This window comes from Paraburkholderia sp. JPY465, assembly GCF_050436725.1.
Taxonomy (GTDB): Bacteria; Pseudomonadota; Gammaproteobacteria; order Burkholderiales; family Burkholderiaceae; genus Paraburkholderia; species Paraburkholderia youngii.
Window position 1 is genome coordinate 3,212,497 of the sequence record NZ_JBNDMT010000003.1, and the last position, 12,788, is coordinate 3,225,284.

A 12,788-nucleotide genomic window follows, 5' to 3' on the forward strand; every position below is an offset into this window, starting at 1 on the left:
AGCCGACGATGAACGCACCCGATACACAGAGCCTGATCGGCGCCGCCGTCGAACGCAAGGAAGACTATCGCTTCCTGACCGGCAAAGGCCAGTACACCGACGACATCGTGCTGCCGCAGCAAACCTACGCGGTCTTCCTGCGCTCGCCGCACGCGCACGCGAAGATCAACAGCATCGACACGAGCGCGGCCAGACAGTCGCCGGGCGTGGTCGCGATCTTCACCGGCGCGGACCTCGCGGCGGAGAAGGTCGGCGGACTGCCGTGCGGCTGGCTGATCCACAGCACCGACGGCAAGCCGATGAACGAGCCGCCGCATCCGGTGATCGCGCATACAAAGGCGCGACATGTGGGCGACCAGATCGCGCTCGTGATCGCCGAATCGATCAAGGCCGCCAAAGATGCGGCCGAATTGATCGAGGTCGACTACGAAGAACTGCCGGCCGTCGTCGATACCGCGCATGCGGCCGACCCGGGTCAGGCGGCGGTGCACGACGAAGTGCCCGACAACGTCTGCTACAACTGGGGCCACGGCGACAAGGCCGCGACCGACGCCGCGTTCGCGAAAGCCGCGCACGTGACCACGCTCGACATCGTCAACAACCGCCTCGTGCCTAACGCGATCGAACCGCGCGCGGTCAACGCGAGCTATTCGGCGCAGGACGACAGCTACACACTGTACGTTGCGAATCAGAATCCTCACGTCGAGCGGCTGCTGATGGCCGCGTTCGTGCTGTCGCTGCCGGAATCGAAGCTGCGCGTGATCGCGCCGGACGTCGGCGGCGGCTTCGGCTCGAAGATCTTCCTGTACGCGGAAGACGTCGCGCTCACGTGGGCATCGAAGAAGATCGGCCGGCCGGTCAAATGGACAGCCGAGCGCTCCGAGGCGTTCCTCTCCGACGCGCACGGCCGCGATCACGTGACCAAGGCCGAGCTCGCGATGGACGCCGACGGCAAGTTCCTCGCGATGCGCGTGCATACGATCGCCAACATGGGCGCCTATCTGTCGACGTTCGCGTCGAGCGTGCCGACAATCCTGTACGCGACGCTGCTCGCCGGCCAATATGCAACGCCCGCGATCTACGCCGAAGTGAAGGCGGTCTTCACCAACACCGTTCCCGTCGATGCGTATCGCGGTGCGGGCCGGCCGGAAGCGACGTTCGTCGTCGAGCGTCTGGTCGAAGCCGCGGCGCGCGAGATGAAGCTCGACCCCGCGGAAATTCGCCGCCGCAACTTCATCACGCAGTTCCCGTACGCGACCCCGGTCGGCCTCACCTATGACACCGGCGACTACAACGCGATTCTGTCGCGCGCGCTGACGCTCGCGGACGTCGAAGGCTTCGCCGCGCGCCGGCAGGAATCGGAAAAGAACGGCAAGCGCCGCGGCCTCGGCTACTCGTGCTACATCGAGGCATGCGGTCTCGCGCCGTCGAACATCGCGGGCGCGCTCGGTGCGCGCGCGGGCCTGTTCGAGGTCGGCCAGATTCGCGTGCACCCGACCGGTTCGGTCACCGTGTTCACGGGTTCGCACAGTCATGGCCAAGGCCATGAGACGACCTTCGCGCAAGTGGTCGCAGATCGCCTCGGCATTCCGCTCGACAGCGTCGAGATCGTGCACGGCGACACCGGCCGCATCGCGTTCGGCATGGGCACGTATGGCTCGCGTTCGATCGCGGTCGGCGGCTCGGCAATCTCGAAGGCGCTCGACAAGATCGAAGCGAAGGCGAAGAAGATCGCCGCGCATCTGCTCGAAGCGTCGGCGGAAGACATCGAGTTCAAGAACGGCGTGTTCCGCGTGGCGGGTACCGACCGCACGAAGGCGTTCGCGGAAATTTCACTCGCCGCCTACGTGCCGCACAACTATCCGCTCGACGTGCTCGAACCGGGCCTCGAAGAAAGCGCGTTCTATGACCCGACCAACTTCACGTATCCATCGGGCGCGTACATCTGCGAGATCGAAGTCGATCCGGACACCGGCGAGAGCCGCATCCAGAAGTTCACCGCGGTCGACGATTTCGGCAACGTGATCAATCCGATGATCGTCGAAGGCCAGGTGCATGGCGGGCTCGGGCAAGGCATCGGCCAGGCGATGCTCGAGCGCTGCGTGTACGACAACGACAGCGGCCAGCTGCTGTCCGGCTCGTACATGGACTACGCGATGCCGCATGCGTCCGATCTGCCCGACTTCACGGTCGAGACCTCGAAGGGCACGCCGTGCACGCACAACCCGCTCGGCGTCAAAGGCTGCGGCGAAGCGGGCGCGATCGGCTCACCGCCGGCCGTGATCAACGCGATCATCGACGCGCTCGCGCCGCTTGGCGTGACCAATCTGCAGATGCCGGCCACACCGCATCGCGTGTGGTCCGCGATTCAAGCGGCGAAGCAAGCCTGACCCAACGATCCTGAGCGGAGCATTCGACATGTATTCATTCGAGTATCAACGCGCGACGGATCCGCAAGCGGCCGCCGCAGCCCTCACCGCCGACAGCGAAGCGAAGTTCCTCGCCGGCGGCCAGAGCCTTCTGCCGACGATGCGCCTGCGCCTCGCGCAACCGTCGCAGCTGATCGACGTCACGCGCATTCCCGCGCTCAAGACGATCAGCGTCGACGCGAACAAAGTGACGATCGGCGCGGCCGTCTGTCACGCCGACGTCGCCGACCACGCGGACGTGCGGCGCGTGTTGCCCGCTCTCGCGGAGCTGGCTTCGAACATCGGCGATCGCCAGGTGCGCGCGCTCGGCACGATCGGCGGTTCGCTCGCGAACAACGATCCGGCCGCGTGTTACCCGGCCGCGGCGATGGGCCTGGATGCGACGATCGTCACGGACCGGCGGCGCATCGCCTCGGGCGATTTCTTCGTCGGCATGTACGAGACCGCGCTCGCGCCCAACGAGCTGATCGTCGCCGTCGAGTTTCCGGTGCCCGAGCGTGCCGCGTACGAGAAATTCCGCAATCCGGCCTCGCACTTCGCGCTGGTAGGCGTGTTCGTCGCGAAGTCCGCGAGCGGTGTGCGGGTCGCGGTGACGGGCGCGGCGTCGTCGGTGTTTCGCGTGCCCGAGCTCGAAAGCGCGCTGTCGGCAAACTTCACGCCCGAGGCGGCACGCGCGGTCAGCGTGTCGCCCGACGGGCTCAATGAGGACATGCACGCGAGCGCCGCGTATCGCGCGCATCTGATTCCGCTGCTCGCCGCGCGCGCGGTCACGAAGGCAAATGCCTAGCGATACTCGCTAGGCGGCCCGGCTTGCGTTCGTGCGCATCACGGCGCGCGCAAGCCGGCTTCGTTCCTTTCGCGAGCCGGCGCCAGAGTTCGACGCCGAGTTCGCGTCCATTGCGTTCTTCACTCGCGCCGCGCCGTGTCATGGCCTGTCGCGCAGACTCAGGACCATCATGCAGCCGGTTTCGATCGACGACACCCTCGCCCAACTCGCCGCCCAGCGCTATTTCGCGAGCCGCGAACTCGCGACCGCGCTGTATCTCGCGCTGCGCATGGAGCGGCCGCTGTTCGTCGAAGGCGAGCCGGGGGTCGGCAAGACCGAGCTCGCGAAAGCGGCGGCCGGCATGCTCGGCACCACGCTGCTGCGGCTGCAATGCTATGAAGGCCTCGACACCGCGAGCGCGCTTTATGAGTGGGACTACCCGCGCCAGATCATGGCGCTGCGGCTCGCCGAAGCGAGCGGCGAACGCCCCGACAACGACACGCTGTATCGCGGCGAATTCCTGCTGAAGCGTCCGCTTCTACAGGCACTGATGCCCGACGAAAACCATCCCGGCGCGCGACGCGTGCTGCTGATCGACGAAATCGACCGCGCCGACGAACCGTTCGAGGCCTTCCTGCTCGAACTGCTTTCGGATTTCCAGGTATCGATTCCCGAATACGGCACCGTGCGCGCCGCACAGCCGCCGCTCGTCATCATGACGTCGAACCGCACGCGCGAAGTGCACGACGCGTTGAAGCGCCGCTGTCTGTATCAATGGATCGGCTATCCGGATCGCGAGCGCGAACTCGAGATCGTGGCCGCGCGCGCGCCGCAAACGTCGGCGCAATTGCAGCGGCGCGCGGTCGACTTCGTGCATCGGCTGCGCGGCATGGACCTGTTCAAGGCGCCCGGCATCGCCGAAACGATCGACTGGTGCCGCGCGCTCGAAGCGCTGTCGGTCACGGAGCTCGATCCGCAATCGGTGCAGAACACGCTCGGGGTGCTGCTCAAGTATCAGGACGATCTCGCGCGCGTGGATGCCGCGCAGATCGCGCAGTGTCTGGCCGGGTGAGGGTCGTCGGCATGGCGAACGACATCGGCATAGGCAGACACGACGGCGCGAACCAGCAGTCCGCGCCCATGCTCGCGCGCAACGTCGTTCATTTCGTGCGCGTGCTGCGCGGCGCCGGTTTGCCGATGTCGCCCGCACAGGCCGTCGACGCGCTCGCCGCGTTGCAGTGGATCGATCTCGGCCGCCGCGATGACGTGCGCGCCGCGCTTGCCGCGCTGCTCGTCACCGCGCCCGACGAACGCGAGCTCTTCAATGCCGCATTCGATCTGTTCTGGCGCGACCCCGATTGGGAAGGCAAGCTGCGCGCGCTGCTGCTGCCGAAAGTGCGCGACGGGCTGCCGCCGCCGAAGCGCAACAACCGTCTCGCCGATGCGCTCGCGGTACGCATGCCGCCGTCGCCGCATCTGAATGCGCCGCAGGAAACCGAGCAGCACGAGTTGCATGCACAGCTGACGTTCAGCGCGGAGGAGCGGCTGCGTCATCGCGATTTCGACACACTGAGCGCCGACGAATGGCGCACCCTGCGTCATCTGATCCGCGGCCAGCGGCTGCCGCTCGCCATGGAACCGACGCGGCGCCTGAAGGCGGCCTCGCACGGCACCCATGCGGACCTGCGCGCGAGCGCGCGGCACGCGGTGCGCGCCGGTGGCGACTGGACCGTGTGGAAGTATCGCGCGAGGGTCGAGCGCAAGCCGCCGCTCGTGCTGCTGCTCGACATTTCCGGCTCGATGAGCAACTACTCGCGCGCGGTGCTGTACTTCTGCCACGCGTTGTTGCAGTCGCGCGAACGTCTGCAGGTGTTTCTGTTCGGCACGCGGCTTACGAACGCGACGCGCGCATTGCACGAACGCGATCCCGATGTCGCGATCGCGACGCTCAGCGATCAGGTGGTCGACTGGTCGGGCGGCACGCGCATCGGCGCGGCGCTCGCCGAATTCAACCGACGCTGGGCGCGCCGCGTGCTCACCGGTCGTGCAACGGTGCTGCTCGTCACCGACGGTCTCGATCACGAAGCGATCGACGTGCTCGATGCCGAAATGGCACGTCTCGCACGTTTCGCGCATCGCATCGTCTGGCTCAATCCGCTGCTGCGGTTCAGCGGTTTTACTCCCAAGGCGCGCGGCGTGCAGGCGATCCTGCCGTATGTCGACGCGCATCGTCCGGTTCATAATCTAGACAGTCTCGCAGCGTTCGGCCGCGATCTCGCGCAATTGACGCGCACGCCTCGCCACGCCGTCGCCGCGACGACACTCGCAGGAGCAACGTCATGGAATTGAGCGAAACTCATACGCTGCCGGTCGCGCAGCAGCAAACGTGGGACGCGTTGAACGACACCGAAATTCTGCGCGCGTGCATCCCCGGTTGCGAAAGCATCGACCCGGACGGCGAAAACGCGTACCTGGTCACGCTGAGCGCGGCGGTCGGCCCGGTCAAGGCGCGCTTCAAGGGGCGCATGCAACTGACCGACATCGACGCACCGAACGCCTACACGATCGTGTTCGAAGGCCAGGGCGGTGCAGCCGGCTTCGCGAAGGGCAATACGCAGGTCACGCTCGAGGCCGACGGCGATGCCGCGACGAAGCTCTCCTACACCGCCAACGCGCAGGTCGGCGGCAAGCTCGCGCAGATCGGCTCGCGGCTCGTCGACGGTGCGGCGCGCAAGATTGCCGGGGAGTTTTTCAAGCGCTTCAGCGCCCAGCTCTCGGGTGAGAATAGCGCTGGTGAAGCAACGGACGGCGACGCTTCGGTGGCTACCGAGGCGGAAGCCGCGTCAGCGTCTGCGCAAGCGGAATCGAACGACGCCGCGGACGGAGAGTCCGGCGACGAAGCAAAGAAGGGGAAGAAATCATGGACAGCGTGGATCTCGAAGTTCTGAAAACCAGCGCCCGCTGGCTGGAGGACGGACATCGCGCGCTCCTCGTGACGGTCGTGAAGACGTGGGGCTCGTCGCCGCGTCCCGAGGGCGCGATGCTCGCAGTGCGCGACGACGGCCTCGTGGTGGGGTCGGTGTCGGGCGGCTGCATCGAAGACGATCTGATCGACCGCGTACGGCAACGGGGCATCGAGCAGACGCATCCGGAAGCGGTGAAGTACGGCATCACGGCCGAGGAAGCGCATCGCTTCGGGCTGCCGTGCGGCGGCACGATCCAGCTCGTGCTCGAACCGTTGACACGGCAAAGCGGCATCGCCGAGCTGTGTCATGCGGTCGAAAACGGCCGGCTCGTCGCCCGCGAACTCGACATGGCGACGGGCGCGGTGCGGCTCGACAACGCGCAGGCGACCGACGGCGTGCATTTCGACGGTGAGCGTCTGCTGACGATCCACGGTCCGCGCTATCGGATGCTCGTGATCGGCGCCGGGCAGTTGTCGCGCTACTTGTGCCACATCGCGGTGGGGCTCGATTATCAGGTGACGGTCTGCGATCCGCGCGAGGAATACACCGAGGAATGGGACGTGCCGGGCACGAAGATCGTCCGCACGATGCCGGACGATACCGTGATCGACATGAAGCTCGACGAGCGCTGCGCGGTGATCGCGCTCACGCACGATCCGAAGCTCGACGATCTCGCGCTGATGGAAGCATTGAAGACGCCGGCGTTTTATGTCGGCGCGCTCGGCTCGCGCCGCAACAATCAAGCGCGGCGCGAGCGCCTGAAGGAGTTCGATCTGAAGGAAGCCGAACTGGCCCGTTTGCATGGGCCCGTCGGCATTTATATCGGCAGCAGGACGCCGCCTGAAATTGCGGTGTCGATTCTGGCGGAGGTGACGGCGGCCAAGAATGGCGTGTCGCTGCCGACGCTATTGCAGGTCGAAGGGGCGAAGGCTGCGCGGGAGATTGCGGCGTCGGGTGGCGCCGCCTGCAGCGTGTAGCCTGCCGCGTTCAACGAACCGGGAGTGTCTGAATTTTTGTGTGCAAGGCGTCTGAACATTTCAGGCGTGGCAGGCGATCAATTTCATTCTAGCTGTTGGGTCGTGTGAAGCGATCCTCGTAGAGGATCGCGAACTGCCGCATGGCGGCCTTCCAGTCGTGGGCCGCACGGTGCCAGTCGCTGGTGATTTTGCGCAGCGCAAGCCAGAGCAGTTTGGTCGCCGCTTCATCGGACGGGAAGTGTCCGCGCGTCTTTATGATCTTGCGCAGCTGTGCATTCACGCTCTCCAGCGAATTGGTAACCGGCATGATATAGCCGGTGCCTCGCGTTCCCGCGCCCAGCGGTTTGAGCGTATGGTGTGACCATCCGGGACAGGGGCACTGGGGAGCACTTCGGGTGGGCAGGCCGTTGTTACATGATGAGCCGCGAGCTCGTGTTAGTAGTTGGCCGCCCCTGCGACCCGCCCGGTTGCGCTGTGAGCGCGAATCCGTAGTTGTCGTGCTGCCCCACCGGCTCCCAACAGTGATCTGATACGGGAGACGGTTATGCGAATCGTGGGATTTGATGTTTCGCGCTCCGTGGCCGAGATCGCGTACCTGGAGAATGGCCTGATGCATGCCGGCGGCCGTACCGGGTTGCGACGCGACCAGCTGGAACGCTTTGCCGAGAACCTACGTGCCACCGATCACGTGGTGCTCGAGGCAACCGGCAACACTGCCGCCATCGTCAACGTGCTCCGCCGTCACGTCGCGCGTGTGGCGATTGCGAATCCGCTGCAAGTCCGGCTGATCGCCGAAGCCCGCGTCAAAACGGACAAGATCGATGCGGCCGTGCTGGCACAACTGTATGCAAGCGGCTTTCTGCCGGAAGTCTGGATGCCAGACGAGCGCACGCTGGCGTTGCGTCGGCAGATCTCGCGCCGTTCGCAGCTGGTGCGGCAACGCACGCGGCTGAAGAACGAGGTTCACGCCGTGCTGGCGGCGCATCTGATCGAGCGGTGTCCTGCCACCGATCTGTTTGGCAGGAAGGGGCGTGCATGGCTCAGCGTTCAACCGCTGCCGCTGGATGAACGCCTGGGCATCGAGCAGCGACTGCGCGAACTGGACCGCCTCGGCGAAGATCTGCGTGAGGTGGAGCAGGCACTCGCGCAAGCGACCATCGACGACGCGCGACTACGCGTGATGCTGACGATTACCGGCGTCAATACCACGGTGGCGATCGGGCTGCTATCGGCCATCGGCGACATCGAGCGGTTTCCGAATCCGGAGAAGCTGGTGAGCTACTTCGGGCTCAATCCGTCGGTCTATCAATCCGGCCCAACACCGGCCAGGCACGGCCACATCACCAAGCGCGGCCGCTCTTACGCACGGGCGATGCTGGTCGAGGCTGCCTGGGGCGCCACGCAGGCGCCCGGGCCACTGCGCGCCTTCTTCCTGCGCGTGCGCGATCGCCGCGGCCAACAAATTGCCGTCGTAGCGACCGCTCGCAAGCTCGCCGTGATCGTCTGGTATGTGATGACACGTGGCGAACCGTTCGCGTGGGATCGTCCCGCGTTAACCGCGCACAAGCTGCGCGCGCTGGAACTGCAGGCTGGAATGCCGGCGCAGCATGGCTCGCGCAAAGGTTCGGCTGCCGCCTACAGTCTGAAGAGCGTCCGCCAGCAGGAGCGAGCCATGGCCGAGCAGTCCGAGCGAACCTATCAGAGACTGTTTAACCGATGGAAGCAGTCGCGCCCCAAATCAGACAGCGCGCCGATACGGTGGCCGGAAGCGCGGACATAGCGAACGAGCGAAGTACGGCGTGAGGGCTTGTGTATTTCATCCGTGGTGTAGATGACCTTGCGCACCTCAGGCGGAAACGCGAAGAACGGAATCACGCGAACCCATGCGCGGCGCCAGGCTGCCATGACCGTCGGGAACCTGCTTGCCCACGGGCCCCGTTCCAGGGCAAGCAACTCCGCCTCGGCTGCAGCAGCACTGGCCGCCGTGTAGATTGGACGCAGGGCTGCGGCCAGCTCCCGACGCTCCTTCCAGCCGGCATAGTCGAGCGAATTGCGGATGAGGTGCACGATACAGGTCTGCAGCGTGGTCGCCGGGAAGACCGCTTCAAGCGCGTCGGACATGCCCTTCAGTCCGTCGGTGACGGCAATCAGGATGTCCTGCACGCCGCGTGTCTTCAGATCGCTGAAGACCTTCATCCAGAACTTCGCGCCCTCGGTGTTCTCGATCCACAGTCCGAGAATGTCACGCGTGCCGTCGGGCAGGATCCCCAGCGCCAGATAGATCGCCTTGTTGCGCACCATCCCTTCGTCGCGGATCTTCACACGCAGCGCGTCGAAGAACACCACCGGATACATTGGCTCGAGCGGACGGCCCTGCCAGGCTGTGATCTCCTCAGTCACCGCATCGGTGACACAGCTGATGAACTCCGGCGATACTTCGGTGCCGTACTGTTCGGCCAGAAAGCCCTGTATCTCACGCACGGTCATGCCTCGCGCGTACATCGCAATGATCTTGTCGTCGAAGCCGGTAAAGCGGCGTTCGTGCCGTGGTATCAGGATCGGTTCGAAGCTGCCGTCACGGTCGCGCGGAATGTCTACCCGCAACGGGCCGTCCTCCGTCAACAGGGTCTTGCCGCTCCTGCCGTTGCGCTGGTTGGTCGACTCCGGCGGGCGTTGGCCTCCGCTCGGATAGCCCAGGTGATGTTTTAGCTCGGCGCCCAGCGCACGCTCGATCAGCGCCTTCTTGAACGCCATCGAGGCTGCCTGCACCGCTTCCGCCGTCATCGGACCCTTCACGAACTCATCGATGAGCTCCTCTGGAATCGCGGGCAGCTCAGGCGGGGGCGCAGACCCTGCTTTTGGTTTGCTTGGCATACATGCTCCTTTGGGTACATGTTATGCCTTGAACACAAAATTTCTGACAGGCTCACACAAGAACAAAAACAAAAAAGCGCCCCGCCCTGCAAAAAGGACAATCCCGCACCGTCAATGATCCACAGCGCCCGTGCCGCCAGGCACATCAGTAGCAACGACATCCACCACATCCTGCGGGCCAGCGCTCCCCCCCTCATGAGCCGTCTCAACATCGGCCCCACTCTCGAGCCGATGCAACCAGGCCAGCAACTCGGCAACAGCCTGATAAAGCTCCGGAGGAATCCGCGCATCCAGATCGACTTGCATCAACAGCGACACCATCTCGGGCGCTTCGTGCACATACAGCCCTGCTTCCTTCGCGCGCTGCACGATCATGTCGGCAAGCAGCCCATACCCCTTCGCGACCACACGCGGCGCGGGCTCCCCGCCATGAGCGTCATAAACGAGCGCAGCCGCGCTGCGACGATGGGTGCGGCTCATCAGATATCCCAATCGAAGTCGTCGCGCGGAGCGGTGCTCGCCGCCGCCGACTCGGTTACAGCCGCCGACGCCGACCGTGCATACGCGCCCGCCGCCTGCGCCCCAGCCGCCGAGGCGCCAGCCGCAGCAGCACCTGGCGCACCGCCGCCAATCTCCCGAATCGTCAATCCCTGCAACTCGATCCCGGCCGCCGCGAGCCGCTGACGAAAACCGTCCCCCTGCGTCGCGAGCCGCGCGGCGCCCCGCGGGCTCGCCTGTACGCGCGCGCTCAGCCGCGTGCCGACCAGCGTCAGCTCGGCATCGACGGTGCCGAGCGACGGCAGCGACAGCGTCAGGCGCGTGCGCCACGGCTGATCGTCCTCGCTCGCGAGGCCGCCGCCGCTGCGGTCCCATTCGTCGCCATCCTGCTCGATGGTCCAGTCCAGACGCGCGCCGGGCCACGCCTCGCCGGTCCAGCGAAACTGTCCGGTCGCAAGCAGATCGAGCTGCTGGCGCACGAGCGACACCGTCGCCGGATGCACCGCCGCCGCCATCGCCTGCGCGCTCTGCGATGGACCGGCATCGGCCGCCTGCGACGCCGCGCCGTGCGGCGCCGTATGCGTGGACTGGCCGTTCAGATCGGACACCGAACTGGCCAGCAGCTCGCCCGCGACGAGGCGCGCGGCCTGCGCGGTCAGGATCGACGGCATCGCGTGCGAGGCAGGGTTGTTGTCGGCAGCGTTCGGCGTGCCAGCCGGTGTGCCGTTCGGTGTGCCGGTCGGCGCGCCGCGTGGCGTCGCCTCGGAGGCTCCGTTCGCCGAAGCGGACCGCGTGCTCGCATCGCCAGCGTCGGCGCTCCAGCCGGGGGGCAATTGAGAATCTGCGACGAGCTGATTCTGTGCCTCGTTCGCCAGTTGAGCCGGCGAACGCTGGCCGACCAGCCACGCCGCGAGATGCGCCTCGTAGAACAGGCCGCTGTCAGCCACTGTCTTTTGCAGCGCGGCCGCGAGCGCCGCGACCGGCACTTCGGTGGCCGCCACGCTCGCGGTGGTAGCCGCGGTTGCGTTGGCAGCAGCGTTGGGGTTGGTATTGATATTCGCGGAAGCGGCGGAATCGCCAGTAGCGGCGCCCGCATTGGTCAGCGGCAAGCTCTCGATGGCGACGTCGAGCGCCGGCGCGGCCGCCCAGATCGGCTCGCGGCCGAGCACCGCCGGTGTCGCCTCGCCGCCCGAGTGCGCGATCGCATTCAGCGTCAGCGCGACAGCCGACAGCGCGGTTTGCGCGGACGACTGCGGCGCGGGCGTCGCGTTCGCTGGCGCCGCGGGAACCTTGGTATCGACGCCGGCTGCGCCGGTCTGCGAGGTGGTCGCGGTTCCCGGCGCGATGTTGAGCAGGCTGTCGATCCGGCTCGACAGCACCGAAGCGAGGGCCGAATCGATTCCGTTCATACCGGTTCCTTGGTCGCATCGGCGGCAACGCGCGCGATGCTCTGATTGCTGCGATCCTTCAGATGCGCACGGTGTGGCGCCTGCTCACCCGCGTGCCCGCGCGCACTCAGCGCGCCCCGTACAGCTCCTTGAGCACACGCGTCGGCCGGCCGGCGAACAGCGCCGACAGATGCGCCATGGTCGGATTCGCGAGGTCGCGGATCGCGGCGTCGTCGGCGAGGATCTGGCGGATCAGCGCGTACTTGCGCAGGCGCTCGGCCTCGTCGAGCTTGACGCCCACGTCGGCTTCGCGCAGCGCTTCGACCAGATGCCGATACTCTTCCTGCAAGTGCACCAGGTCGTCCCACAGTGCACGGCGGGCCGCGATCAGCATGCGGCAGGACAGCGCGGCGACCGCTTCATAGCGGGCAAAATATTCTGCGTTCGATGTCATCTCAGGCTTTCCGCGGCTGGCTGTGCCGCCATCCGCGCGATCTCCGGGGCAATCCCGATCCATGCCTCTTCGAGCGTCGCGAGCAGTCGGTCCACTTCCACGAGCATCGCCTCGCTCTGATTGATATTGGCTTGCAACAGCCGACGCGCCATATAGTCGTACAACGCATTGAGCCGTTCGGCGATTTCGCCGCCTACCTCGAGGTTGAGCGACGCCTGCAGCCCGCTTTCGATGATCCGGATCGCCTTGCTGATCGCCATGCCACGCTCTGCCACGTTGCCCTGCTGCAAATGCAGGCGGCTTTGCGCGATCGCCTGGCGTGCACCCTGGTACAGCAACACGATCAGACGATGCGGACTTGCGCCCATCACGGATGTCTCGATACCGACACGCGCGTACGCGTTGGCTCCAGCGTGTCCTTGGGAAAACATCGGCG

At 66.0% G+C, this 12,788-nt stretch carries 11 protein-coding genes and 2 pseudogenes; 7 read left to right on the forward strand and 6 right to left on the reverse strand.

Annotated features, from left to right (window positions below; translation table 11 throughout):
- The first annotated feature begins 8 nt into the window (after positions 1–8).
- The 6 genes from QFZ94_RS29460 (at position 9) to QFZ94_RS29485 (ending at position 7,138) form a co-directional block, all read left to right on the forward strand.
- A complete protein-coding gene (locus tag QFZ94_RS29460) occupies positions 9–2,390 on the forward strand; it encodes a xanthine dehydrogenase family protein molybdopterin-binding subunit (RefSeq protein WP_429461213.1) in 2,382 nt (793 codons plus the stop codon).
- Between the two features lie 28 nt (positions 2,391–2,418).
- A complete protein-coding gene (locus tag QFZ94_RS29465) occupies positions 2,419–3,216 on the forward strand; it encodes an FAD binding domain-containing protein (protein ID WP_429461215.1) in 798 nt (265 codons plus the stop codon).
- A 169-nt stretch (positions 3,217–3,385) separates the two neighbouring features.
- Positions 3,386–4,267: an AAA family ATPase gene (locus QFZ94_RS29470; protein WP_410850722.1), complete on the forward strand. Its 882-nt coding sequence runs from the start codon at positions 3,386–3,388 to the stop codon at positions 4,265–4,267.
- Positions 4,268–4,278: 11 nt separating this feature from the next.
- Positions 4,279–5,544 (forward strand): vWA domain-containing protein, encoded by a 1,266-nt coding sequence (locus QFZ94_RS29475; protein ID WP_429461218.1) that lies wholly within the window; start codon positions 4,279–4,281, stop codon positions 5,542–5,544.
- Positions 5,535–6,143, forward strand: a complete 609-nt coding sequence (locus QFZ94_RS29480; RefSeq protein WP_368583253.1) for a CoxG family protein — start codon at positions 5,535–5,537, stop codon at positions 6,141–6,143. Before QFZ94_RS29475 ends, QFZ94_RS29480 begins: the two co-directional genes overlap by 10 nt.
- On the forward strand, positions 6,116–7,138 hold the full coding sequence (locus tag QFZ94_RS29485) for an XdhC family protein (RefSeq protein WP_368583252.1): 1,023 nt from the start codon (positions 6,116–6,118) through the stop codon (positions 7,136–7,138). Before QFZ94_RS29480 ends, QFZ94_RS29485 begins: the two co-directional genes overlap by 28 nt.
- A gap of 88 nt (positions 7,139–7,226) precedes the next feature.
- Here the strand turns inward: QFZ94_RS29485 and QFZ94_RS29490 are convergent.
- Positions 7,227–7,436 (reverse strand): annotated as a pseudogene (locus tag QFZ94_RS29490) (transposase); the annotation flags it as partial.
- Positions 7,437–7,682: 246 nt separating this feature from the next.
- On the opposite strand from QFZ94_RS29490, the gene QFZ94_RS29495 reads away from it, so the two are divergent.
- Positions 7,683–8,918, forward strand: a complete 1,236-nt coding sequence (locus QFZ94_RS29495; protein WP_429459802.1) for an IS110 family transposase — start codon at positions 7,683–7,685, stop codon at positions 8,916–8,918.
- Here the strand turns inward: QFZ94_RS29495 and QFZ94_RS29500 are convergent.
- The 5 genes and pseudogenes from QFZ94_RS29500 to fliS all read right to left on the reverse strand — a co-directional run.
- Positions 8,897–10,012 (reverse strand): annotated as a pseudogene (locus QFZ94_RS29500) (IS256 family transposase); the annotation flags it as partial. The gene QFZ94_RS29495 and the pseudogene QFZ94_RS29500 overlap by 22 nt on opposite strands.
- A gap of 111 nt (positions 10,013–10,123) precedes the next feature.
- Complete coding sequence (locus QFZ94_RS29505; protein ID WP_368587569.1) at positions 10,124–10,492, reverse strand: EscU/YscU/HrcU family type III secretion system export apparatus switch protein; 369 nt, start codon at positions 10,490–10,492, stop codon at positions 10,124–10,126.
- The gene (locus tag QFZ94_RS29510; RefSeq protein ID WP_429461221.1) at positions 10,492–11,919 is read right to left on the reverse strand and encodes a flagellar hook-length control protein FliK; all 1,428 of its coding nucleotides are present in this window, start codon (positions 11,917–11,919) and stop codon (positions 10,492–10,494) included. Before QFZ94_RS29510 ends, QFZ94_RS29505 begins: the two co-directional genes overlap by 1 nt.
- Before the next feature lie 106 nt (positions 11,920–12,025).
- Positions 12,026–12,352, reverse strand: coding sequence for a flagellar protein FliT (locus QFZ94_RS29515; protein ID WP_368587567.1), 327 nt, complete (start codon positions 12,350–12,352; stop codon positions 12,026–12,028).
- Positions 12,349–12,783, reverse strand: coding sequence for a flagellar export chaperone FliS (gene fliS, locus QFZ94_RS29520; RefSeq protein WP_013090844.1), 435 nt, complete (start codon positions 12,781–12,783; stop codon positions 12,349–12,351). Before fliS ends, QFZ94_RS29515 begins: the two co-directional genes overlap by 4 nt.
- Positions 12,784–12,788: the final 5 nt, after the last annotated feature.